A 21810-nucleotide genomic window follows, 5' to 3' on the forward strand; every position below is an offset into this window, starting at 1 on the left:
ACTAGGGATACTACTAAGTCCCTAGCCTGAAAAGGCTAATCCTCAGCGATTCCTATATCGTCATCATCATCAAGGTCGTAGCCAATTCCATCTTCTACACCCATTAGGGAGTCTATTTCTTCTTCGTCATCTTGAAAATCCGGTTCGTGAACGTCACGCGCGATGATCCGACCATTGATTTGCAACCAGTCCAACAAAGAAGACTCTTGCTTTAGGGGGATGACATCGGCTCTTTGGTTACGGGGTACTTCACGTAATGGAGAGTTCAACATATCGAGGAGGACAAGAAAAGGTTTACCTAAGTTGACATTTAGAGTCTATCACTTGACACGGATTTATTTAGTTATCCTTTCAACGCTTTAGTTGATAAATCCGCATTCAGATAGAAATTTTTTATTTAATAGGCGTATTGCTTACCTAAAGCGGTTATTTAGTAATTTTTATGGCTCTATACATAGGTTATGAATATCTTGTTTATGCTGATGGAAAGTGACTGATTTTAGAGGTGACAGGCGATGATGGAAAAAGCGGCTCTTTTAGATGCGATCGCTGGTACAAATCGCGGTCTACTGGCGACCCAAGCACAGAAACAGGCTATCTTAGCAGCGATCGCCAATTTAGAAGATTTTAATCCTACACCCCGTCCGGTGGAAGCTGGTAATTTGCTAGATGGCAATTGGCGATTACTATACACCACTAGCAATGCTCTTTTAAACTTAGATCGTCTACCTTTATCCAAACTCGGTGAAATCTATCAGTGTATCCGGGTAGATACTGCCAGTGTTTACAACATAGCTGAGATTTATGGCTTACCTTATTTAGAAGGATTAGTCAGCGTTGCTGCTAAATTTGAGCCAGTTTCAGGTCGGCGTGTCCAAGTGAAATTTGAGCGTTCTATTATCGGCTTGCAACGTTTAATAGAATACAATTCTCCGGTAACTTTTATCCAACAAATTGAAGCAGGTAAAAAATTTCCGGCGATTGATTTTGCAATCAAGAGCGATCGACAGGAAGGCTGGTTAGATATCACCTATATAGATAACGATCTGCGGATAGGCAGAGGTAACGAGGGCAGCGTGTTCGTATTGAGTAAAACATAAGTTTGTACAAAAATACTGTTTGCGATGAAGGTACGCTATAACATGTACCTTGTCAAGTAGGGTCTAATACAGTTTTAAATTTGGTATGTGCTATGAGAGTGAGGAGATGAGGGAAAAAGAATTACTAATATTCAATGCCCAATGACCAATACCCAATGCTTCATGCCCAATTCAGACAAATAACTTAACAAAGACTCCTGGTGCGACCTTCAGGTTGTAGAGTGAAATCAATTAGCCCTCTAGATTGGCGATTGATAACTAAAAGGGAAAATAATCATGGTTCAACGTGGTTCTAAAGTACGTATTCTCCGCCCTGAGTCCTACTGGTTTCAGGATCTTGGAACTGTGGCTTCCATTGACCAAAGCGGCATCAAATACCCTGTAATTGTCCGCTTTGATAAGGTCAATTACTCTGGTATCAATACCAACAACTTTGCTCAGGATGAATTAGTTGAGGTTGAAGCACCAAAGGCTAAACCACCGAAAAAATAGCAGCAAAGCTACAAAGGGGTTATTTGATGCGATGATGAAGGGTAGTCTTAAGTCTGAAGTATGAAGTCTGAAAATTTCAGTTCATTCATCTTTCATTAAAGCCTACCCTAATCTATGAGAAGCTGCCCTGCGGGTATTTACGGTTTCTCTGGAGTAGTAATACGAGCCACCTACGGATCTGTAACTACTACCCAATCTCTTTTTCCTCGATCCCTCAAATACATCAAAATTGCCTGCTTAATCAGCTTGAATGCCTGAACTGCCTGAAGTTGAAACAGTCCGAAGGGGTCTAAATCAATTGACCCTCAATCAAGAAATAACGGGTGGAGATGTGTTGCTCGATCGCACCATCGCCTACCCGTTTTCTGTTGGTGAGTTTGTTGATGGAATTAAAAAGAATGCAATCGCCACTTGGCATCGTCGCGGTAAGTATCTTCTAGCCGAACTCTCCTCCTCTTCCACAGGTTGGCTAGGGGTTCATTTGCGAATGACCGGTCAGCTATTATGGCTGGATCGAGATGAACCATTACATAAGCACACGCGGGTCAGATTATTTTTTGGCGATCGGCAGGAATTACGCTTTGTCGATCAGCGTACCTTTGGGAAAATGTGGTGGGTTCCACCTGGTGTTGCTGTAGAAAGTATTATGACTGGTTTGGCAAAACTGGCAGCAGATCCGTTTTCACCGGAATTCACTGTCGAGTATTTAGCAAGCAAACTCCAAAACCGCCGTCGTCCGATTAAGACTGCGCTACTCGATCAATCGGTGGTGGCGGGATTAGGTAACATTTATGCCGATGAAGCATTGTTTAAAAGTGGAATTTTACCTGAAACTTTGTGTATAGATTTGCAGCTAAAGCAAATTGAGCGTTTGCGAACAGCCATAATTCAAGTCTTAGAAACCAGTATTGAGGCTGGTGGTACGACTTTTAGTAATTTCTTAAGTGTTAAAGGCGTCAACGGCAATTATGGTGGTGTTGCCTGGGTTTATAACCGCGCTGGAGAACCCTGTCGAGTATGTGGTATACCAATTCAACGGATTAGGTTAGCTGGGCGATCTAGTCACTTTTGCCCCCAGTGCCAAACGGTACGGGGAGTTAGGAGTTAGGAGAGACGCGATTAATCGCGTCTGTACAAGAGTTAGGAGAGACGCGATTAATCGCGTCTGTACAAGAGTTAGGAGTTTTTAACTCGGAAGTCTTTTAAAATGCGGGTAAGTCTAATCTAGAAATTTGAGAGGGAAATTCATGGCAGTCAAAAAAGGAGATATGGTTCGCGCTATCCGCGAGAAACTGGAAAACAGTCTGGAAGCAAAAGCCAGTGATACTCGCTTTCCTCCCTATTTGTTTGACAGCAAGGGCGAAATTGTAGATGTCAAAGGTGATTACGCCCTTGTTAAGTTCGGGAAAGTGCCAACGCCAAATGTTTGGTTACGTGTGGATCAGCTTGAAGAGTTTAAATAATAAAAGATTTCAGAAGTCAGAATAGACCTCTTGCATAAATCAAAAATAAGAACCCCACCCCGCCAAAGCTATGCTTTGTCTCCCTGCCCCTAATCCCCAGAGGGGGCCCCGACCTCCCCGCAAGCAAAGAGGGGTTGGGGGTGGGGCTTTTTTTGCTCCGGCATTGGCTACTAGTGTGATGGTAGAATCGATTTTGCTAAATCAGTCACGCTTGTTACCTGTGGCGGCGTATCTACAAGGTGAATACGGTTTAGAAGATGTTGTGATTGGTGTTTCCTGTCGGTTGGGATGCGGTGGAATTGAAAGTATTTTGGAATTAAATCTCAGCGATCGCGAAAGAGAGGGTTTGCATACTTCGGCTCAATCTGTGCGAAAAAGTATTGAGCGATCGCAGGAAATTTTGGGTAACAATAGCCGATCGAATAATTCGTAATGCGTAATGCTTAATAAAAAAACCTCTCCCTGGTTTTACTACGCAAAAACTTCCCTCTCCGAGTCGGAGAGGGAAGAGTTGAAGTTTACTTCAAGGCAGGGAGAGGTTCGTTGAACTGAATTCTCCCCATTCCCTAGTAAGTAAACTTGCTTGGAGTTAGGTTTCGCCTTAACGGCGGGAATCCTCATCTGCGGGGTCGCCGTAGGGGTCTTCGCTGGCTGGGCGGACGTCACCAAACTCCCCTTGGTCTGCGGGGTCGCCGTAAGGGTCTTCGCTAGCTGGGCGGACATTGCCGTAAGACGCGATATCTGCGGGGTCGCCATAGGGGTCTTGACTGGCTGGAATCACGTTGCCATAAGATGCCGGGTCTGCGGGGTCACCGTAGGGGTCTTCGCTGGCTGGGCGGACATCGCGATCGCGAAATTCAGCATCTTCGGATTGCTCGCCGTTACCTCCCAACAAGAGATCCTTCGCCTTTCGGAAAAATTCATCTACCATAATCTGTCTCCTGATTTAAGTTCGTGTTTCCGACGTGCGCGATCGGCGTTATCCTCCGGGAAACCCGCTCTCTTATTTACACACGCTTCGCATCTAAAGTGCTGGAGCTGCGGATGAAGTTATACCAGTTAGATCGCGACCTGAAGAATTCCCGTTATAGCCTTGGAATTGCCGATATTGTTGTGCTTCAGATTCTGGTACTCGAATTCCTTCTGATGGTGGAGTTACCCAGTGAGCGCGATTTTCAGCATCGCGGTAGTATACACGCCCGTTCTTGGAAAGATAGTACTTACCTTGCGCTCCTTCTTTTGGAGCATTCTTATGTTGATTGTACATGTAGTAAAGTGCCGCAGCGCCCGCCAAAAGTGCTACTTTTTGCCCTGTACCTAATCCCTTCTTAGCTTCAGGTTGGTTTGTAGCGTTGCGATCGCTCACTGTTCTACCAGCAGTATCATCAACAGGTGGTGGCACAGAAGCGTTTCGGGAACCTCCTCCGCAGCTACTCAGCAAGGGTACGGTTAGCAATGCACAAAGCAGCACTGCAAATAGACGCGAAACTATTTTACGTTCTTTAATTATTGTGTTCATCGGATTTCATCATCACCTGTATTTGCTAAAAGCTTTGCTGTTGCAAAAACAAAGTTGGAATTCCTGTTATTTCGCGCGGGATTGAAAAAACATCTACCACTCAATTTACAACTGCACAGCTACAGCGTTTCACTGTCATGATGAGCCATTTTCTCAAGTATTCCATCCTGCCTTCGAGAGAAACTGCATTCATCCTAAGGAAATATATTGTTGATTTTTTATTAATCAATTTAGCTAAAACGCCGAAATATTCAGCAATTTCTCGGTTAGTTTTTTTGGATAAATAATTTAAAAAGATACAGTTACTATGATGATCTTTGCCAAAAAATACACTCAATATGACATCACAAAACGCAGCCCTAACTAGCACTCGTCTCCTTTTGGCTTTGTGGGATTTGGGAGGAACGCAGCAGGAAGTTAAGAAGGGCCAACTCACTAAGCGAATTGTATCTAAAAGCCAGAAGGTAGCAGATTATCAAGGGATATTCGAGGAATTACAGAAGCAGGGTGCGATCGCAATCTCCAAAAAAGGATACTCTCTGACATCTACCAAGGGTTTGGAGGTGTTGGGTGAGGGTTTGAGAAGTTCTGATTTTAAATTTGAAGGGACGATTGTCGGTACTTGGGCGGCGAATGCATTGTTGCGTTGGATTAGTCAGATTGATGTTGCGGTAACTGGTGCAGATGTACCAGTTAATGGGAAGAGTGCGTTAGCGGAGCTTTCTAAAGGAATCGCATCTTATGACGAGTTTAAGTCAGTGGCATTGGAAGTCTACGACAAGCTGAACTATGAATACAACTTTAATAATCTAGTGCCAATTTATCGGATTAGAAGAGGAATTGGCGATCGCGTGAGTCGTACAGAGTTTAATGATTGGCTGCTGGAAACGCAAGCTAACGATATTTTGCAACTACAGGGCGGGAGTGTAGAAGACAGCGCACCCGACAAAATTGAAGATTCGGTAGCTACAGAATTAGATGGATTACGTTGCTACGCCACACGCCTGAAACCTTAAACCTTATTTAGACTCTTCACACATTAATTTCACAACGCTATGACTGTTACCACATCTACCATTGATGATCTGATTAGAAATCAAAACCCTTTTGCAGGACATATTGTGGTCAGACCGCAACAAATCTGGGGTAAAAGTTTCCCTGATGTTCCCTCAATTAATGCTCATGCTTCTAATGCAGTTTTTGATGCTGTTGATAAAGTCCGAAAAGGAAAACGTGAAACTGTAGGTATCACAATTACAGCCGAGAAAGGGTTAGGTAAAAGCCATATTATTAGTCGGATTCGCCACCGATTACAGACAGAAGATGGTAGCTTATTTATCTATATGAGTAAGTATGATAATTTGAATCAAATTAATTCCCTGTTTCTCCAAAGTGTCGCATCTAGTCTCAGAGCTTTTGGTAGTCAAAAAGTAATGCAATGGCAGGAAATTGCAGCAGCTTTAATTAACGAAGCAAAACAGTGGGAATATACGCCACAACAGTATATTAATATGTATCCAGGTTGGTTGAGTCAACACTCAACTAAGGCGATAGTTCATTTAACAGAAAGTGTTCTCAAAATCAAGCCTGAAATAACCAATCCTTACATAGTAAAAGCGATTTTGTGGACACTTTCTTCAGCCCATATTAATTATGCAAGCTATTGGTTATCTGGTTTGGAATTAGCACAATCCCAAGCTGAAGCAATGGGTTTGCCAAATCCTAAAAGCGAGGATAGAGAAGCTGAAGCATTAAGCACTGCGCGTCAAATTTTAGATATCACTAGTAATTATCGAGTTCCAGTGATTTGTTTTGACGAATTAGATATTGCAGATGCTGCTGATAATGGATTTTTAGCAGCACAAGTTATTGCAAACTTAGTTAAGGATTTATATAACAGTCTAAAACAAAGTGTTTTACTGTTAGCTATGTATCCTCGTACCTGGGAAGACCAAATCAAGGCTTTACCAGAAGCTGAAGCAGTTATAGATAGATTAGTAAGCGATCAAGCTGATAGACAGCCTATAAAACTAAGCTTTCTCAATTCTGATGATATCGTTGCTCTCGTTAGTCAATGGTTACAAGATTTTTATGAGGAACATCAACAAACTCCGCCTCATCCTCTCTACCCATTTAATGAAACTAAACTAAGAGAACTTGGTAAGAGTAGACCTACTGTAAGATCAGTTTTAAAATGGTGTGCAGAGAATTTTATACCTAATGGGACGAATGTTGATGACACTGCAAAAGTAAAAACAAGTAATACAGATCCTATAGGTACATGGACATCTACAACAATTCATCCAGTTAAACCATACTTCAATAGTGAATTAGCAAATGTTGACGCTTCTATTGATTCATTAATGGAAGAACAAGAAACTATGGGTAATGCTCTTTGGCTAGCTTTCAATAGCTTAATTGGTGAAACTGTAGAGGGAGTGACAATTGAAGACATTGAAGAAATAAAAGCTAGTGCAGCAGACGATGGTTATATAGATTTCAGAATTGTTGACAAAAATAGGAAAGTGAGAATTGGAGTAACTGTAGTTCAGCAAGACGGCAAGTTTATTGGTGCAGCATTGAATCGATTAATTGACTACAGAAGGTTTGATCTAACTCGCGGTTGTTTAGTTCGTTCAAAAAAGATTAATCCAGGTGCAGGATTAGCTAGAGAACGTTTAAGAATACTTTTGAAAGAAAAAGGTGGAGAATGGGTAAGCTTGCAAAGCCAAGATATTAAACCTCTATTAGCTATCTATTTTGTTTGGTATAACAAAGATAGTTACGAACTTACAGAAGAAGAGGTATTTGATTTTATTGAGCAGAAGCAACTAGCAATCAACAATCCTTTGATTCGAGAAATACTTAGCGATCCTTCTGGGCAAGAACCTACAAATTTAACTGATGATGGATTACCTATTAGTATTCCTCGAAGTGTTGCTACTGCCGATAATATCGACCTAAATCTATAGTTAATTATAAATGAATCAGCAGTTTTCAATTCCAACAGCGCTGTGTTTACCCGTCCCTGATATTGAAGCCTTAATACAGGGGCGAACAATCGCAGCTTTACCCAGGATGTTTATTCGTCCTGGGCAAAGATTTGCACTTTATCCTACTGATTCTTCAGTTTCAATTAAAGCTTGGGCTAAATGTGAACTTTGCCAAATTTTAGACGAGACTAAGCCATTAGATATTTTGTCTAAATTAACAATATGGACACCAAAAGTATTAAAGGAAATACTACAAACACAACAGTATCTTTTCCTGGGTTACTTGCGCGTCTATCAGTTACCTCAGTTACAAGAAATACCAGTAAATCCCAACATTCAGGAAAAGATAGGAAAATTTGTTAGTTTACCTAATTCTCTAACTGTTTCTGAAGAAAAGCCAGTATTAAACGATCGCACCTTCGCCCAACGCAAACACCAGTTAGAAAAGCTAGAACCCCCGCTACATTCTGAATTGGAAGAATTGCAGAGTGCGATCGCATCCCTAAGCATTAGCCAACCAGCAGCCAAACAATTAGACGACGATATCAAAGTATTTTTGGGTTGGAGTAGCAATCAACCAACAAATCCATTAGATTTAGACTTACCTTGGATTCAAAAAATTGCTAAAGTTGGGAACTCTAGCGACGGACATACATTTGAAAAATTAGTTCGTAGAGGATTGCTAAAATTAGGCTTTACAGGTTCAGGTTTGAATCCAGATGGAACTGGTGGCGCAGGAGGCATGGATTTTTACGCTGAACAACCTTATCCAATAGTAGGAGAGTGCAAAGCAACTAAAACTGAGAAAGTTACTGATGGTACACCTGCACAGTTACTAAAAATAGGCATGAACCATCTTCGTAAAGTTCAGTATGAAAATTCAATTAAATTAATTGTAGCCGCTGGAGAACTAAATTTTTACGCCCTGAGAACAGCAACCGAAAATCAAATGAATGTTATTAGCCCGGAAACTTTGCAAAAACTAGTTGAACTGCAAGCACACTACAAAAATTCTATCAACTTATTAGAACTAAAAGAGTGTTTGCAACAAGCTCCTTTTGGTTTAGCTGAAGATAAAATTAATACTTATATTGATAAAGTTGAACAATCTATAAGGTTGCGATCGCACATTATCCAGCTTGTCAAAAATTATTTAGAAAACTCAGGTATAGAATCTGCTGGCGTTGAAGCTCTACATGGTGCGTATTTTGGTTCGCATCCGCCACAGCGAATACAAACTCCAGAAATGCACGAAATTTTGATTGAACTTTCCTCACCCTTAACAGGCTATTTAGGGCGAATAAAAGGCAGCGATTGGAAGAGCGATCGCTTTTACTTTCTCCGCGATTTACCTATTAACTAAAAATAGTAAAATATATCTCTTTTCTTACCTTCGTGCTCTTTGCGTCCTTTGCGGTTCGTTTAAAAATAACTGAAATGCGTAGGCGTTGCCAGCAGTAGGTATTGCTTTTACTTTCTGAATAATTTATTAATAGATAATTGGAAGTTAACTAAAACACCAACTTACTCATCTGATTCTACAAATAAAGATTCCAAATTTTGATAACCACTAACTACACGGACAATTTCAATTCCATTATTTCCAACTCGATAAAGAATAATATAACTATCCAAAGGAACACCGCGTAAATCAGCTTTAATATTTCCGTAGCTGCGTCCCATATTGGGGAAATTAGCTAAATCTTTACACTTTTTATCAAACTTTTCAACAAAATTCTCCCCAGCATCAATATTGATACTGACAAAATAATCAATAATTTCTGATAAATCCTGGCTGGCTTTTGGCGAGATAATATGTTGCTTCATCCTTGTAATTCTCTCGCTTTACGCAGTTTTTCTCGCAATTTTTCAACTACAATTTCTCCATCAATGCCTTCTCCTCTATCCAGTTGCTCAATAGCAACCTCAACTTTTTCTCGTGTTTCTTCAACCCACTGCTGGTAACCTTTTTCCCACTCTAATAGCAACTTCAAGGCTTTAGTAATAACTTCTTCAGGATTCGCATATCTACCTGTAGCAATTTGCGCTTGGATAATTTGCTCTAGTTCAGGTTTAATTTGAATATTCATGATTTATATTTCAGTTTATTGACAGCTTTAACTTTATTGTAACAATATTTAATGTCAGATAATTTGAATAGCGCTCGCTTTTACTTTCTCCGTGATTTACCTATTAATTAAAAATAATACAATATATATAGTTGCCCATCATTATCCCCAAAGTTCCCCTGAATCATATTGTGCCAGTTGTTCCTGTTTCATTTAGACAGAATACACAATGTCTACTATTTGGGTATTTTTCAAGGGCTTTTTTATGAGCTTGCATTTTATCCGCATCAATGAAATAATCACCACTATCTGGCTCCACTGCAATATACCAGCCATAGTGTTCCTTAATCAAATCGGAACGCACACGCTCAAAAATTGCTCGACAACGCCGATAAAATACTTCATCTTCAGCTTTGCGTCTAGCAAGTTCCTCTGGTGGTAAAGTACGTTCTGGAAAGATTCTACCCCGACGTGCAGGTTGTTTTGCTGTTGATTCAGTCATAGTATTAATCCTAGTTATTAATGCTGCCTTAACTTTATGTTAGGGCAAGCAATTAATTCCTTTGTTAATTACGAATTACGTTAGCGTAGCGGTAGCGAGTCCGTGAGCGTCATTACGAATTACGAATTATACAGTAAAGCATCCTATATAGAAGATATATCTTCTATATAGGATGCTTCACAATAAAAAATTGTTGCTGAGACAACAATTAGGGACGAAATGTGATATTTAGACTAGAGCTATCAGCTAGCAGAAACGGTCAAACTGCCGGGTTTCTGAAGATCGCCTTGCAAAACCACACCTCGCTGATTGGCATGGATATGACGCAAAATCTTGTAAATTGCCTCAACTTGTTCTGATGCGCCTGCTTTCTCGGCGAGTTCGTCAAGAGAAAGGGGAGTTTTTTCTTTTTGTAGGACTGCTACCACTCGTGTTTGCAAATCGAGAATGGAAGCGGCAGCTTTTTTGCCAGCTTCTACGCCTGGTTGATGGTAGGCGTTGACGTTGACTAAGCTAGCGTATAAACCAACAGCCCGCTCATACAAAGCAATTAATGCCCCTACAATTCGGGGGTTCACTTGGGGAATCGTGACTGTAATCGAATCGCGGTGATTTTCATAAAGCGCTTGTCGGGTTCCTTGGAGAAAACCGGAAAGATAATCGCCTGATGTAACTCCTGGATCTATTTCAGTAGATGGCCCTTGACGATCTTCCAACACTTCGATGAAGGTAGCAAAGAAATTCGCTACACCTTCACGCAACTGCTGAACGTAAGCGTGTTGATCTGTTGAGCCTTTGTTGCCATAAACGGCGATGCCTTGATGGACAACATTACCGTCTAAGTCTTTTTCCTTGCCCAAGGATTCCATCACCAGCTGTTGCAAATAGCGACTGAATAAAAATAAGCTGTCCTTGTAAGGTAAGACAACCATATCTTTTTCGCCCTTTCCGTTACCTGCAAAGTACCAAGACAAAGCAAGCAAGGCTGCTGGGTTATTTTTCACATCTGGGACGCGGGTAGCATCATCCATCTCTTTTGCGCCATCTAGGATGGCACGAACATCAATGCCCTGTAATGCGGCTGGTACTAGCCCCACAGCAGACATTTCTGAGGTGCGTCCTCCTACCCAGTCATACATGGGAAATCTAGCTAGCCAACCTTCGTCTTTGGCCAGTTTATCGAGGTTGCTATCAACGCTGGTAATTGCTACCGCATATTGAGCAAATTCCAAATTGTGTCCGGCGTAGGCTTTTTTAACTTCAATCATGCCGTTACGAGGTTCCGGCGTTCCCCCAGATTTGGAGATCACCAATACCAAAGTGCTGGCGAGGCTATTTCGTAGATGATTGAGAGTGCGATCGATACCTGCCGGATCGTTGTTATCGATAAAGTGAAGTTTCAGGGGCGGGAAATCGGGAGCAAGGGCTTCAGCGACGAATTGGGGGCCGAGGGCGGAACCACCAATGCCGATGGAGATAATATCCGTGAAGCGGCTTGCTCTGGGAGGATGAATAGCACCTGTTTGGACTTTTTCCGCAAAGGCTTCGATGTGTTCTAGGGTTTGGACAATTTCTTGTGTAAGTTCTGGAGTTGGCGCTAAATCAGGATTTCGCAGCCAGTAATGTCCAACCATCCGGTTCTCGTCGGGATTTGCGATCGCACCCTTCTCCAGTTGAGCCATATCCGCAAACGCCTTGTCAAACTTCGGCTGCAACGAATCCACGAAGGCATCATCGAACCGGATTCGACTTATGTCTAAGTACAGTCCCAATCCCTCGTGGAAATATAACCAGTTTTGGTATCGTTGCCAAAGTGCCCTAGCATCCATAGGGAAATCTCAAATAAAGTGTTTTTCAAAAACCAGTTTAGTGTAAGGTTATAGCGATCCCTGCCTAGCCTTATACAGTTTACAGTTTTAAGTGTTCCGTTGACTCCTCACTTCAGACATCTGGCATAGGGATGACACGCAGAAATTTCACAATTTCACCCCTAATTTCTATACCAATTAGATAATTATCTAAGGTAAAGCGGTGAAAAATGCCTTCACCATCAAGCTGTCGTAGTTCTTTTAAATCGGTCAGCTGCCACTTTTGGGCTAACTCAATAAACACAAAATCATACACCCGCTCGTAGGCGGCAGGTTCTAAATTCTTCAGGTCTAGTAAAAAAGACCTTGCATAGCGCATTTCCAGACTCACTAGGTGTTACCTTAACCAATACTTGAGGGGGGCCACTGGCACTAGAAAAGAAAGCGCTGCTGAATCAGAAAAACATCAACAGTCTTATCGCTTCTTCATGGGTTAAGATATCCCACGGTTGCTGCGATCGCTTGACTTGTTGTATCGCTTTCAGCATATAAAAGTCACAATGTAAAGCTTCGAGAACGTTCCAAATGTCTTGCAAATCGTCATCGGCTAATTGCTCGATTAAGTGATGCATTCTAAGTCGCAGCAAATTCATACGTTAATTATTCCCTTACTGGAAACACCAACAATAAATAGTATTCCCACAAAATTAGCTCCGCTCAAGCTACGCTAAAATTTATTCGCCCAGTGAAGAGGGAAGAAGGGCAGGGGGAGCAGGGGGAGCAGGGGGAGTTTTGAGTGGGGAATCTCACTTCTTTACTCAGAACGGGGTAAACCCTAGCTATCCGCTAACGGAACTGTTTTGCCTAACTGCCAATTCCCAACAGACGCGATTAATCGCGTTTCTACTCCTAACATCTTGTACAGAGGCGATTAATTGCGTCTCCTAACTCCTAAATATGGTTGACTATCTAATTTTCTTGGCAATTTCTACAGCACTTTTTGCTCTATTCGGACTGGGACTTAATTTACAGTGGGGCTTTACCGGGTTAATTAACTTTGGTCACATTGCTTTTATGACCATTGGAGCATATACAACCGTATTGTTAAGCTTAAAGGGCGTACCCCTACCTATATCGGCAGTAGCTGGGGCAATTGTCGCCGCCTTGTTGGGTTTGATAATTGGTTTTGCAACTCTGCGCTTGCGGGAAGATTATCTAGGAATTGTCACTATTGGTACGGGCGAATTAATTCGTTTGGTGGTGAATAATCAGGAATTACCTGTGGGTGACACCTGGACTTCTGGGGCGTTTGGTGTGCAAAGTTATCCCATACCCCTATCCACAGAGCCAAATTTGTTTGTCAGATTTGTAATGATTGGGCTTTTGACACTGCTGGCTGCTGTAACTTTCTTTACATTGTGGCGATGGATTCGCACCACCCAAATATCTCGGACTACTGATTTAGGCAAAAGGACAACTAGCAAACAAGAATTTGCATCGCGCTTGGGTGTGGGAATTGTGTTAGCAATTTTGGCGGCAGCGATTTATATTTCTGGGGTCATCGGACTGTATAATTACAACCCAAAAGCGGGTTTAATGCTGGTGTTGCTGTTGGTTTTAGCATTTGTATACTGGCGGTTAGAAATTTTGGTGCGATCGCCTTGGGGTAGAATTCTCAAAGCCATCCGCGAAGATGAAGAAATTCCCAAAGCGCTGGGAAAAAATGTCTTTTGGTATAAATTACAATCTCTCATGTTAGGGGGTGCGATCGCAGGTATCGCTGGTGCTTTCTTCGCTTGGCAACTCAGCGCCATTTACCCGGATAATTTTCAACCACAGATCACCTTTGACACTTGGATTATGGTGATTTTAGGTGGTTCTGGGAATAATGTTGGCACAATCTTAGGTGCGGTAATTTTCTTTGCTTACGATGCACTCACGCGGGAAGTTTTACCCAGAATCGTCACCCTTGATGAAGCCCGTTTGGGTGCATTTCGGATCATGATAATCGGACTAATTTTGATGGTACTGATGATTTGGCGTCCCCAAGGTATTCTAGGGAAAAAGGAGGAACTTACTCTTGGTAAATAACCAGTCACCGCCACTTCCCCTTTTGGTAGCCACTGGACTTTCTAAAAGCTTTGGTGGTGTCAAAGCAGTTAATGAGGCGAAAATCGAAGTTGCTAAAGGCAGCATCACGGGTTTGATTGGCCCCAACGGTGCTGGTAAAACTACTTTATTTAACTTACTCTCAAACTTCATCCGCCCAGATAAGGGACGAGTAATTTTTGATGGCGAACCGATTCACAGTTTGCAACCATATCAAATCGCCCAGCAGGGAGTAATCCGCACTTTTCAGGTTGCACGGACTCTCTCGCGGTTGTCGGTGTTAGAAAATATGCTGCTGGCGGCGCAAAAACAAACCGGTGAAAATTTTTGGCAGGTGCAGTTGCAACCGCACCTTGTCGTTAAGGAAGAAAAGCAACTCGAAGAACGAGCAATGTTTCTATTAGAATCAGTGGGTTTGGCAAAAAAAGCACACGATTATGCTGGTGGCTTGTCTGGTGGACAACGTAAGCTGCTGGAAATGGGGCGGGCGCTGATGACTAATCCCAAGCTAATTTTGTTGGATGAACCGGCTGCTGGTGTGAATCCAAAACTGATTGATGATATTTGCGATCGCATTATCACTTGGAACCGCCAAGATGGGATGACGTTTCTGATTATCGAACACAATATGGATGTGATTATGTCATTGTGCGATCGCGTTTGGGTACTTGCCGAAGGACAGAATTTAGCCGACGGTACACCCGCAGAAATTCAAACTAATCCCAAAGTTTTAGAAGCTTATTTAGGAAAGTAGAGTGTGATTGACTTTCTGTTTATGCAATGTAGTTAGTGATTTGACTTTGGATATATAAAAGTACATAAATACTGTTACTTGTCCAAAGTCAAAGTGAACACTATTAATAGTGTTTAGATTAGAGAAAATATTATGGGTATTACAGCTAGCTATAAACGCATTACGCCACAAAAGTTTTCAGAAATTCAGAACGATCCTGAAGCGGCAGCATCTTTCTTTGGGCTTGATTTAGATGATTTAGTTTTTGATTTTAGTAATCCACAGGCAATGATTGCCCAACGACAAAAGCAACGAAGCGATGAACGTAACTTCAGTCTTGAAAAAGATTGGCACGCACTACATTTTCTTCTCACTGGAGAGTCAAATTTGGACGATACTCAAGCATCACCGCCTTTTTGTAATGTAGTCATGGGGGGTACACCGACACAGTTTGAAGCGACTTACGGATTTGTACGGTATCTCACTTGAAGAGGTTCGAGATGTTGCCGATGCTTTAAGTCAAATTTCTGTTGAAGAATTGAAGGCTCGATTTAATTCTACCGTGTTTAATGCAGCAGAAATATACCCAAATCCTAGCCCTGGAGGATGGGACGAAGAGGAGATAGAACCGTTGTTTGAGCTATATCCACAATTGCTAGAATTTTTTCAGAATGCTGCAAAAGAAGGTGATATTGTTTTGCTGTCATCTGATTAATTTTTTCGGAAATTTGGCTTTTGTTAAAATCGAGTTATATATCTCAGTAGAAAAAGTTTTTTATGTGAATGATGACAATCAAAGATTTAGAGCAAGTTCAAACCGCTTTTACCGAAGCAGGTTTAGATTACCAGCTGGAACTCGAAAATGGGAAAATTTCAATTGTCGGCCCGTCAGATATCGTATCCAGCGAAATCAGTAGTCGTCTCATTGCCTTTCTTTTTGCTTGGATAAATCCTCGTCGCTGGGGAAGAGTGTTTGATTCCGCAGGCGGTTTCATTATGCCAGATACAAACCTTAAAGCACCTGATGTTTCCTTTGTTCGCGCTTCCCGACTTCTCCAAAGTCCTCGTTACTTTGGAGAACTTGTCCCTGACTTGGTGGTAGAAATTAAATCTCAGAGCGATAAAATTAAACTTATAGCAGCTAAAATTCTGAAATTTATAGAACTAGGAGCAGTTGTCGGGATTCTGATCGATCCTGATGAAGAGACAGTTACAATTTATCGCTCTACAGGCGAAGCTACGGTTTTAGAAAATGGCGAGATTTTAACTATACCAGAACTTTTCCCCGGTTGGGAATTGCCCGTTACTGAATTGTGGCCTCCTATCTTTACCGAGGAAGAAACACAAATTTAGTGAGGAACTTTGGTAGCTACTTGCTAAAAAATTTTAAGTTAATTTTTTTGGATGAATCAGCATCCAGGGTGAATCAGAGCTTGATTTTTTAATCTTCGTTATTTTCTGCAAAATTGACTTGTTCGTAAAGGTCGCGCAATTCAATTTCCATATCTATGTTGTACGCCAATAAACTCCATTTTCTCGCTGCATTAACTGGCAAGCAATCAACTCTCGTCGCAGGGTGGCGCAGTCAATATGGTAGCGTTTGAGAATATCATTTACTAAGCGTTCAGGGTAGTTGACTCCTACATCAAACTGGTTTGCTAACCACTTAAGAATAACTAGACGCTTTTTGCGACTAGCGGGGATTTCTTTGAGGCATTGAGTATCGCCCTCGAAATAGTTTTTCAAGACTTTGCTTTCCCAAGCTTCAGTATCCACATCCTCAATCAAGGATGCTATTTTCTCAGGCGTGAAAATTTCCTTGCTAATGCTTTGCAAAGCCTCGCTATCCAACTGGTACAGGCGGCTATTACCTTCAGGACGCATTGTCACCAAATTTAGCTCTTTAAGTTTCGCTAAATGATGAGATACCGTCGGTTCCTTGAGTTGCAGTAGTGCTGCTAATTCTTCGACGCTGCACTCCTGATTCGCCAGGATACCTACAATCTTCAATCGGCTATCATCCGCTAATGCCTTGAAAAAGCGGAGTAAGATGTTAAATTGCTCTGGTTGCATAACTAACTTCTAATTAGATGTCTATCTAATTAGAAGTATATCTAATTGAAAACCTCAAATCCCCAACTTCTCACAGAAGCCGGGGATTTTGTTGTTAAATTTAACTAAATTGTTCCTCTGCATCCAGGTTGAAAAGCATTTGCAGAGTTTGCATACAGCGCCGTCTAGCTTCAACATCTTGCTGCGATCGCAACTGTACCATCGGGTCATGTAAAATTTTATTGACAATTCCCCGCGTTAATGCTTCAATCACCTCTTGATGTTTTTCGGCGAATTCCGAACCCAATCTCGACAAAGCTTTTTCTAACTCTTGTTCGCGGATAGTTTCGACTTTATTTCGCAGACAGCTAATAGTGGTAACAGTTTCTAAACTGCGCCACCAAATATCAAAGGCTTCCACTTCTTCTTCTAAAAGTCGCTCGGCTTCTTGTGCAATCTTACGACGGCTTTCGTAGTTTTGCGCTACTACAGCCTTCAAATCATCCACATTAAACGCCTGCACGTTTTCCAATTCATTTACATCCGCATGAACATTACGCGGCACAGAAATATCAAATAACATTAGAGAGCGCTGAACTTCTAAAACCATTTCTAATTTGGCACGGTCAAGTATTGGCTCTGTTGCCGAAGTACTTGTAAATACCAAATCACTATCGGCAATTACGTTCATCATTTCCGATAGCGGATGAATATTGATCGGTTGTTGAGGGAATTGCTTTGTTAATTCTAGGGCGCGATCGCGAGAGCGATTTACAATACTAATTTCCACAGCACCTTTAGAAATTAGGTGTTGCACCAGCAGGCGCGACATTTTACCAGCACCCAGAATTACCACTCGGCAAGCTGCTAAATTTGCTACTTTAATCTGCGCTAACTCCACAGCAGCCGAACTGATAGAGACAGCACCAGTACCAATACTAGTTTCAGTGCGAACCCGCTTACCAGCTGTCAGCGCTTGTTTAAATAATCGATTCAAAATGGTTTTTATACCGCTATATTGCTGTCCCAGTTTGTGAGTAGTCTTCACCTGAGCCAGAATTTGACCTTCTCCGAGTACCAGACTATCTAAACCACCTGCTACACGCATCACGTGCATCACGGCATCATCATGCAGCAGCATAAATAAGTGTTTTCGCAGAGAAATCACGGGTAATTTACTATATTCCGCAAGAAACTGCGTTAATTCCCGAATACCTTGGTCTGCTTCACTGGTGACAATGTAAATTTCCAGGCGGTTACAAGTGCTAAGAATTGCAACTTCATCAATATGAGGATAGCTGGCCAGTTGAGCGATCGCACTTTCAATTTGTGGTTCTGGAATGCTCAGTTTTTCCCGGACTTCTACTGGGGCTGTTTTATGGCTTAACCCCACCACTGCTATATTCATTTGCTAAATTGTAGTTACTAGTTGGTAGTTGGCAATCTGGCATTAAGTGAGAATAGGGAATGGGGAATTTTTGTTTATTGGTTGATAGTTTTCCAACCAATCATTAATCACTAACTACTAACTACTAACTACTATAAAGGTAAAGCTTTTTGGTAATGATTTTTCCCTTTTATAGAAACATTTCTTTCCAAATGCTTTACCTCTACTTTTACCATTCCCCATTCCCTAAAAATTAGTTCAGTTGGAGAACTTTTGGTTCACCAAACAAGTGAATTGTATCAACAAATCGAGCAGTTTTCGACTGGTTGGAAATTACCAAGCTTTGAGTTCTTGCCCCGTCTTTGAAGAAACGTACACCTTGCATGAGATTACCACTGGTAATGCCGCTAGCCGCGAACAGAATAGTTTTACCAGATGCTAGTTCATGAGCATCATAGACCTTATCGGGGTCATTGATATTCATAGACTTTAAGCGATCAATGTTGGCTTCTCTGCTTTCTCCAATCAGACCTGTTTTGACTATAGCTGGATCGTAGATCAGTTGACCTTGAAAGTGTCCACCCAAAGCACGCATTGCTGCTGCTGAGATTACGCCTTCAGGAGCAGCACCGATACCCATCAGAGCGTGGATATTGGTTCCAGCGAAACCGCAGCTTATAGCTGCACCCACATCACCGTCTGAAATTAGGGCAACTCTCGCTCCAGCCTCACGGATTTCCTTAATTAAATCGTTGTGGCGTTCGCGCTTCATTACTACCACAACAAGTTCTTCAATACCCCGGTCTAAAACCTCAGAGAGAATCTTCAGGTTTTCCGTGGCTGACTTGTTGATATCTACCTTGCCCTTAGCTGCGGGAGGTGCTGCTAACTTCTTCATGTAAAAGTCAGGAGCAGCAAATAATCCACCCTTTTCAGAAATTGCCAAGACAGCCATCGAACCAGGTTGTCCATAAGCTACCAAGTTGGTGCCTTCACAGGGATCAACGGCGATATCAATTTCAATTAATTCATCAGGGTTACAGACACTTTCGGCATTTGGTTGGGTACAGATACCAACTTCTTCCCCGATGTATAGCATAGGCGCGTCGTCACGTTCGCCTTCCCCAATCACAATGCGACCGCGCATGTGGATTTTATTCATCCGCTCCCGCATAGCTTCCACAGCTACCTGGTCAGCGATGTTTTTTTCGCCTTTACCCATCCACTTTGCAGATGCGATTGCGGCTTGCTCTACTACTTCAATAATCTCTAACCCAAGTGTATTTTCCACAGAGTTTGCCCTCTCAGCTGCTTGAATTTGCGTCGTTTCATCTGCCTATTTCAGTTTTCAAGTCTACCAAAGGGCGGATACACGTGGAAGAAAGTTAAGTTTTACTGCTAAATCGTTAGAAAAGTGCCAGTTAACACATCCTAATTTTTTACTCTTAACTACTCCAGTATAAAACGTGTTCACACGTAACTAAGTTAAAAACTTGCACAAATCGGTAACAGTGTATATCTAGAACATTGCTTTTCTTTAGTATCTATCTTTAGGTATAAAATAATAAATTAAAAAGCTGGTAGATTCACTAAAAAATAAAGAACGAGGCGCAGAGTAAATAACTTGTCAAATTCAGAGGTTAATCGTGTTTATCGACTACATCACCCTCATGTTAATCAACATGGTAGCTGGGTTATTTCTACTGGCTGACTATGTGTATCGTGGTATAGATAGTTCTAATCAAAGACAGTGGATTCCCGGTTTCGGGATTACGGGTGCGATCGCACTCACAACTGGTTTACACATGAGCTTCACCTGGCCAGTAATGGGTAGCTTTAACATTGCCTTCGGTGAGACAAGTGTCTTATTTGGAATCTTGTTTGTGGCAGCTGCGATTTCTCTTGCTCAAGGTTGGGATTTATTGACAATAGCAATTTACGGCTTCTTTGCTGGTGCAGTTGCGATCGTAGTCGGTATCCGCATCATCAACTTGAATATGACAAAGCAACCGCTTTTATCGGGAATCGGCTTTATTTTAACCGGCTTAGGTGGTATTTTTGCAGCGCCAACTCTTTATTGGAAAACCAACCGAACCTGGCGGCTAATTGGTGTAGCAGTGCTGATAGTAGCCGCTCTAATTTGGGCATTGACTGGATATTTGTCTTACTGGAATCATTTAGAGGGTTTCCAAAAGTGGGTTCCAGCGCCGATGCGGTAAGCAACGATCTAGGCTAGAGATATAGTTAAAACCTTGCTTAAGAAAATTATGCTGGACTTTCTTAATCCCCTCTTAAATCGCCATCCAGAGCGAGTCAAAGCCAACGTCGAACTTTACACCTGGCAAACTTGTCCTTACTGCATTCGAGCCAAAATCCTGCTGTGGTGGAAAGGTGTAAATTTTACTGAATATAAAATCGACGGCGACGAAGCAGCCAGAGCTAAAATGGCAGAACGCGCTAACGGACGCCGTACTGTACCGCAAATTTTTATTAATAACCAGCACATTGGCGGCTGTGATGACCTCTATCAACTAGACACACAAAGTCAACTCGATCCCCTTTTAGCCCAAGCCGCTATTTAGCTTCAGATTTCTAGTCCTTGTCATTACCCCCATTTTTGTAACAGTTAAAGTATTGCAGTGACACACATCCCGCCTAGAACTTAAGTTCTAGGCTAATAGCTAAAGTCCACTCAAGTGGACTTAAATTCTTATTTAGTCCTCTTAAGAGGACTTGAGCTATTAGCCTTGGAATTTATTCCAAGGCGGGATAACAACGAAGCGGATATTTTCAAATGTAAGTAATGACAAAACTTCAAGCCTGTGGTCTGTATAGCGTTTTCTAATCATATAAGGTATATCTTAAGCCTCTCTCGAAGAGCGGGGAAGGGCTTGGGGGTGGAATTCTGTACTTACTCAACCGAGAACCGCTATATACTTTTTCTTTCTCGTAGCATCGGTGCCTCGCCCGTCCAAAGGCGAGCAGAATTTTAAAATTTTTATATTGATAAGAATATGCTAACTAAGTATACAGAATATCTTATACATCAACAATGGATGAGTTCTGCCCTAGAATTAGCAAAAGCAGCAGGTGATGCAGGTGAAGTCCCTGTAGGTGCTGTTATTATTGATTCAACAGGCAAATTGCTAGCACAAGGAGAAAACAGAAAAGAGCGCGACAAAGACCCTACCGCTCATGCGGAAATTCTCGCTCTCAAAACAGCTGCAACAACTTTACAAAATTGGCATCTGAATGAATGCACTCTCTATGTAACTCTTGAACCTTGCCCGATGTGTGCAGGTGCTATTGTACAAGCACGTATAGGACTACTTGTCTATGGAGTAGACGATACAAAAACTGGCGCAATTCGTACAGTTATTAACATACCCGATAGCACTGCTTCTAATCACCGTCTCCAGGTAATCGGAGGCATTCGAGAGTCAGCTTGTCGTCAACAGTTACAGGCTTGGTTTGCTACTAAGCGGCATAGCGGAAATTAACGGACAGAGGTAAAACTGTCCATCTGGTACGACACAAGTTACGCAAGAGAATCTACGGTGTAACTAATAAGACTTTTCGTTAA

Annotated in this window: 25 protein-coding genes and 2 pseudogenes; 15 read left to right on the top strand and 12 right to left on the bottom strand. The window is 41.9% G+C overall.

Annotation, left to right across the window (positions count from 1 at the left end; all coding sequences use genetic code 11):
- Nucleotides 1–35 precede the first annotated feature (35 nt).
- Nucleotides 36–272 (bottom strand): DUF3134 domain-containing protein, encoded by a 237-nt coding sequence (locus V7L01_RS20530; protein ID WP_335037886.1) that lies wholly within the window; start codon nucleotides 270–272, stop codon nucleotides 36–38.
- A gap of 243 nt (nucleotides 273–515) precedes the next feature.
- Between V7L01_RS20530 and V7L01_RS20535 the strand changes: the two genes are divergently transcribed.
- The 5 genes and pseudogenes from V7L01_RS20535 to V7L01_RS20555 all read left to right on the top strand — a co-directional run.
- Entirely contained in the window at nucleotides 516–1100 is a 585-nt protein-coding gene (locus tag V7L01_RS20535; protein ID WP_335037888.1) for a PAP/fibrillin family protein, read from the top strand.
- 276 nt (nucleotides 1101–1376) lie between these two features.
- Nucleotides 1377–1592: a photosystem I reaction center subunit IV gene (locus tag V7L01_RS20540; RefSeq protein WP_094332781.1), complete on the top strand. Its 216-nt coding sequence runs from the start codon at nucleotides 1377–1379 to the stop codon at nucleotides 1590–1592.
- Between the two features lie 250 nt (nucleotides 1593–1842).
- On the top strand, nucleotides 1843–2700 hold the full coding sequence (locus tag V7L01_RS20545; RefSeq protein ID WP_335037889.1) for a DNA-formamidopyrimidine glycosylase: 858 nt from the start codon (nucleotides 1843–1845) through the stop codon (nucleotides 2698–2700).
- Nucleotides 2701–2839: 139 nt separating this feature from the next.
- A complete protein-coding gene (locus V7L01_RS20550) occupies nucleotides 2840–3055 on the top strand; it encodes an NAD(P)H-quinone oxidoreductase subunit O (protein WP_335037891.1) in 216 nt (71 codons plus the stop codon).
- A 139-nt stretch (nucleotides 3056–3194) separates the two neighbouring features.
- Nucleotides 3195–3488: pseudogene (locus tag V7L01_RS20555) on the top strand (malate dehydrogenase); the annotation flags it as partial.
- A 168-nt stretch (nucleotides 3489–3656) separates the two neighbouring features.
- On the opposite strand, the gene V7L01_RS20560 reads toward V7L01_RS20555, so the two are convergent.
- Both V7L01_RS20560 and V7L01_RS20565 read right to left on the bottom strand, forming a co-directional pair.
- Nucleotides 3657–3986: a translation initiation factor gene (locus tag V7L01_RS20560; protein WP_335037893.1), complete on the bottom strand. Its 330-nt coding sequence runs from the start codon at nucleotides 3984–3986 to the stop codon at nucleotides 3657–3659.
- Nucleotides 3987–4079: 93 nt separating this feature from the next.
- Nucleotides 4080–4574 (bottom strand): hypothetical protein, encoded by a 495-nt coding sequence (locus tag V7L01_RS20565; RefSeq protein WP_335037895.1) that lies wholly within the window; start codon nucleotides 4572–4574, stop codon nucleotides 4080–4082.
- 338 nt (nucleotides 4575–4912) lie between these two features.
- On the opposite strand from V7L01_RS20565, the gene V7L01_RS20570 reads away from it, so the two are divergent.
- Genes V7L01_RS20570 through V7L01_RS20580 form a run of 3 tightly spaced genes read left to right on the top strand, consistent with a single transcriptional unit; the run spans nucleotide 4913 to nucleotide 8930 of the window.
- On the top strand, nucleotides 4913–5590 hold the full coding sequence (locus V7L01_RS20570; protein WP_335037897.1) for a hypothetical protein: 678 nt from the start codon (nucleotides 4913–4915) through the stop codon (nucleotides 5588–5590).
- A 39-nt stretch (nucleotides 5591–5629) separates the two neighbouring features.
- Nucleotides 5630–7546 carry a hypothetical protein gene (locus tag V7L01_RS20575; RefSeq protein WP_335037899.1) on the top strand — a complete coding sequence of 639 codons (1917 nt, stop codon included), beginning with the start codon at nucleotides 5630–5632 and terminating at the stop codon, nucleotides 7544–7546.
- A 10-nt stretch (nucleotides 7547–7556) separates the two neighbouring features.
- Entirely contained in the window at nucleotides 7557–8930 is a 1374-nt protein-coding gene (locus V7L01_RS20580; RefSeq protein ID WP_335037901.1) for a DUF1802 family protein, read from the top strand.
- Between the two features lie 161 nt (nucleotides 8931–9091).
- On the opposite strand, the gene V7L01_RS20585 is transcribed toward V7L01_RS20580, so the two are convergent.
- The 6 genes from V7L01_RS20585 to V7L01_RS20610 all read right to left on the bottom strand — a co-directional run bounded on the left by V7L01_RS20585 (nucleotide 9092) and on the right by V7L01_RS20610 (nucleotide 12599).
- Nucleotides 9092–9394: a type II toxin-antitoxin system RelE/ParE family toxin gene (locus V7L01_RS20585; protein WP_335037903.1), complete on the bottom strand. Its 303-nt coding sequence runs from the start codon at nucleotides 9392–9394 to the stop codon at nucleotides 9092–9094.
- Nucleotides 9391–9657, bottom strand: a complete 267-nt coding sequence (locus V7L01_RS20590) for a ribbon-helix-helix domain-containing protein (RefSeq protein WP_335037905.1) — start codon at nucleotides 9655–9657, stop codon at nucleotides 9391–9393. The genes V7L01_RS20585 and V7L01_RS20590 overlap by 4 nt, the downstream gene beginning before the upstream one ends.
- 163 nt (nucleotides 9658–9820) lie before the next feature.
- Nucleotides 9821–10138, bottom strand: a complete 318-nt coding sequence (locus V7L01_RS20595) for a hypothetical protein (RefSeq protein WP_335037906.1) — start codon at nucleotides 10136–10138, stop codon at nucleotides 9821–9823.
- Nucleotides 10139–10380: 242 nt separating this feature from the next.
- Nucleotides 10381–11967 carry a glucose-6-phosphate isomerase gene (locus tag V7L01_RS20600; RefSeq protein ID WP_335037908.1) on the bottom strand — a complete coding sequence of 529 codons (1587 nt, stop codon included), beginning with the start codon at nucleotides 11965–11967 and terminating at the stop codon, nucleotides 10381–10383.
- Between the two features lie 112 nt (nucleotides 11968–12079).
- Nucleotides 12080–12337 (bottom strand): cytotoxic translational repressor of toxin-antitoxin stability system, encoded by a 258-nt coding sequence (locus V7L01_RS20605; protein ID WP_334708993.1) that lies wholly within the window; start codon nucleotides 12335–12337, stop codon nucleotides 12080–12082.
- Between the two features lie 64 nt (nucleotides 12338–12401).
- Nucleotides 12402–12599: a hypothetical protein gene (locus V7L01_RS20610; RefSeq protein ID WP_335037910.1), complete on the bottom strand. Its 198-nt coding sequence runs from the start codon at nucleotides 12597–12599 to the stop codon at nucleotides 12402–12404.
- A 304-nt stretch (nucleotides 12600–12903) separates the two neighbouring features.
- On the opposite strand from V7L01_RS20610, the gene V7L01_RS20615 reads away from it, so the two are divergent.
- The 4 genes and pseudogenes from V7L01_RS20615 (at nucleotide 12904) to V7L01_RS20635 (ending at nucleotide 16141) form a co-directional block, all read left to right on the top strand.
- Nucleotides 12904–14037 (top strand): branched-chain amino acid ABC transporter permease, encoded by a 1134-nt coding sequence (locus V7L01_RS20615; RefSeq protein ID WP_335037912.1) that lies wholly within the window; start codon nucleotides 12904–12906, stop codon nucleotides 14035–14037.
- Nucleotides 14027–14809, top strand: a complete 783-nt coding sequence (locus V7L01_RS20620; protein ID WP_335037914.1) for an ABC transporter ATP-binding protein — start codon at nucleotides 14027–14029, stop codon at nucleotides 14807–14809. Before V7L01_RS20615 ends, V7L01_RS20620 begins: the two co-directional genes overlap by 11 nt.
- A 132-nt stretch (nucleotides 14810–14941) precedes the next feature.
- A pseudogene (locus tag V7L01_RS35490) lies at nucleotides 14942–15503 on the top strand (YfbM family protein).
- 68 nt (nucleotides 15504–15571) lie between these two features.
- Nucleotides 15572–16141, top strand: a complete 570-nt coding sequence (locus V7L01_RS20635) for a Uma2 family endonuclease (RefSeq protein ID WP_335037919.1) — start codon at nucleotides 15572–15574, stop codon at nucleotides 16139–16141.
- A gap of 153 nt (nucleotides 16142–16294) precedes the next feature.
- Here the strand turns inward: V7L01_RS20635 and V7L01_RS20640 are convergent, their stop codons facing one another.
- The 3 genes from V7L01_RS20640 to glpX all read right to left on the bottom strand — a co-directional run bounded on the left by V7L01_RS20640 (nucleotide 16295) and on the right by glpX (nucleotide 19518).
- The gene (locus V7L01_RS20640; protein WP_335037921.1) at nucleotides 16295–16861 is read right to left on the bottom strand and encodes a DUF2087 domain-containing protein; all 567 of its coding nucleotides are present in this window, start codon (nucleotides 16859–16861) and stop codon (nucleotides 16295–16297) included.
- 100 nt (nucleotides 16862–16961) lie between these two features.
- Nucleotides 16962–18248 carry a glutamyl-tRNA reductase gene (locus tag V7L01_RS20645; RefSeq protein WP_334719517.1) on the bottom strand — a complete coding sequence of 429 codons (1287 nt, stop codon included), beginning with the start codon at nucleotides 18246–18248 and terminating at the stop codon, nucleotides 16962–16964.
- A 232-nt stretch (nucleotides 18249–18480) separates the two neighbouring features.
- On the bottom strand, nucleotides 18481–19518 hold the full coding sequence (gene glpX, locus V7L01_RS20650; RefSeq protein WP_099102172.1) for a class II fructose-bisphosphatase: 1038 nt from the start codon (nucleotides 19516–19518) through the stop codon (nucleotides 18481–18483).
- A 355-nt stretch (nucleotides 19519–19873) separates the two neighbouring features.
- On the opposite strand from glpX, the gene V7L01_RS20655 reads away from it, so the two are divergent.
- The 3 genes from V7L01_RS20655 (at nucleotide 19874) to tadA (ending at nucleotide 21727) form a co-directional block, all read left to right on the top strand.
- A complete protein-coding gene (locus tag V7L01_RS20655) occupies nucleotides 19874–20446 on the top strand; it encodes a DUF981 family protein (RefSeq protein WP_335037923.1) in 573 nt (190 codons plus the stop codon).
- A gap of 48 nt (nucleotides 20447–20494) precedes the next feature.
- Entirely contained in the window at nucleotides 20495–20809 is a 315-nt protein-coding gene (grxC, locus tag V7L01_RS20660) for a glutaredoxin 3 (protein ID WP_099102680.1), read from the top strand.
- A 432-nt stretch (nucleotides 20810–21241) separates the two neighbouring features.
- Entirely contained in the window at nucleotides 21242–21727 is a 486-nt protein-coding gene (tadA, locus tag V7L01_RS20665) for a tRNA adenosine(34) deaminase TadA (RefSeq protein ID WP_335037926.1), read from the top strand.
- Nucleotides 21728–21810: the final 83 nt, after the last annotated feature.

Source organism: Nostoc sp. (genome assembly GCF_036917095.1).
GTDB lineage: Bacteria > Cyanobacteriota > Cyanobacteriia > Cyanobacteriales > Nostocaceae > Nostoc.

What these genes read in the sequence shown, in the direction of transcription:
- V7L01_RS20530 (WP_335037886.1), bottom strand. Translation starts at nt 272, where the DNA reads ATGTTGAACTCTCCATTACGTGAAGTACCCCGTAACCAAAGAGCCGAT.
- V7L01_RS20535 (WP_335037888.1), top strand. Translation starts at nt 516, where the DNA reads ATGATGGAAAAAGCGGCTCTTTTAGATGCGATCGCTGGTACAAATCGC.
- V7L01_RS20540 (WP_094332781.1), top strand. Translation starts at nt 1,377, where the DNA reads ATGGTTCAACGTGGTTCTAAAGTACGTATTCTCCGCCCTGAGTCCTAC.
- V7L01_RS20545 (WP_335037889.1), top strand. Translation starts at nt 1,843, where the DNA reads ATGCCTGAACTGCCTGAAGTTGAAACAGTCCGAAGGGGTCTAAATCAA.
- V7L01_RS20550 (WP_335037891.1), top strand. Translation starts at nt 2,840, where the DNA reads ATGGCAGTCAAAAAAGGAGATATGGTTCGCGCTATCCGCGAGAAACTG.
- V7L01_RS20560 (WP_335037893.1), bottom strand. Translation starts at nt 3,986, where the DNA reads ATGGTAGATGAATTTTTCCGAAAGGCGAAGGATCTCTTGTTGGGAGGT.
- V7L01_RS20565 (WP_335037895.1), bottom strand. Translation starts at nt 4,574, where the DNA reads ATGAACACAATAATTAAAGAACGTAAAATAGTTTCGCGTCTATTTGCA.
- V7L01_RS20570 (WP_335037897.1), top strand. Translation starts at nt 4,913, where the DNA reads ATGACATCACAAAACGCAGCCCTAACTAGCACTCGTCTCCTTTTGGCT.
- V7L01_RS20575 (WP_335037899.1), top strand. Translation starts at nt 5,630, where the DNA reads ATGACTGTTACCACATCTACCATTGATGATCTGATTAGAAATCAAAAC.
- V7L01_RS20580 (WP_335037901.1), top strand. Translation starts at nt 7,557, where the DNA reads ATGAATCAGCAGTTTTCAATTCCAACAGCGCTGTGTTTACCCGTCCCT.
- V7L01_RS20585 (WP_335037903.1), bottom strand. Translation starts at nt 9,394, where the DNA reads ATGAAGCAACATATTATCTCGCCAAAAGCCAGCCAGGATTTATCAGAA.
- V7L01_RS20590 (WP_335037905.1), bottom strand. Translation starts at nt 9,657, where the DNA reads ATGAATATTCAAATTAAACCTGAACTAGAGCAAATTATCCAAGCGCAA.
- V7L01_RS20595 (WP_335037906.1), bottom strand. Translation starts at nt 10,138, where the DNA reads ATGACTGAATCAACAGCAAAACAACCTGCACGTCGGGGTAGAATCTTT.
- V7L01_RS20600 (WP_335037908.1), bottom strand. Translation starts at nt 11,967, where the DNA reads ATGGATGCTAGGGCACTTTGGCAACGATACCAAAACTGGTTATATTTC.
- V7L01_RS20610 (WP_335037910.1), bottom strand. Translation starts at nt 12,599, where the DNA reads ATGAATTTGCTGCGACTTAGAATGCATCACTTAATCGAGCAATTAGCC.
- V7L01_RS20615 (WP_335037912.1), top strand. Translation starts at nt 12,904, where the DNA reads ATGGTTGACTATCTAATTTTCTTGGCAATTTCTACAGCACTTTTTGCT.
- V7L01_RS20635 (WP_335037919.1), top strand. Translation starts at nt 15,572, where the DNA reads ATGATGACAATCAAAGATTTAGAGCAAGTTCAAACCGCTTTTACCGAA.
- V7L01_RS20640 (WP_335037921.1), bottom strand. Translation starts at nt 16,861, where the DNA reads ATGCAACCAGAGCAATTTAACATCTTACTCCGCTTTTTCAAGGCATTA.
- V7L01_RS20645 (WP_334719517.1), bottom strand. Translation starts at nt 18,248, where the DNA reads ATGAATATAGCAGTGGTGGGGTTAAGCCATAAAACAGCCCCAGTAGAA.
- grxC (WP_099102680.1), top strand. Translation starts at nt 20,495, where the DNA reads ATGCTGGACTTTCTTAATCCCCTCTTAAATCGCCATCCAGAGCGAGTC.
- tadA (WP_335037926.1), top strand. Translation starts at nt 21,242, where the DNA reads ATGCTAACTAAGTATACAGAATATCTTATACATCAACAATGGATGAGT.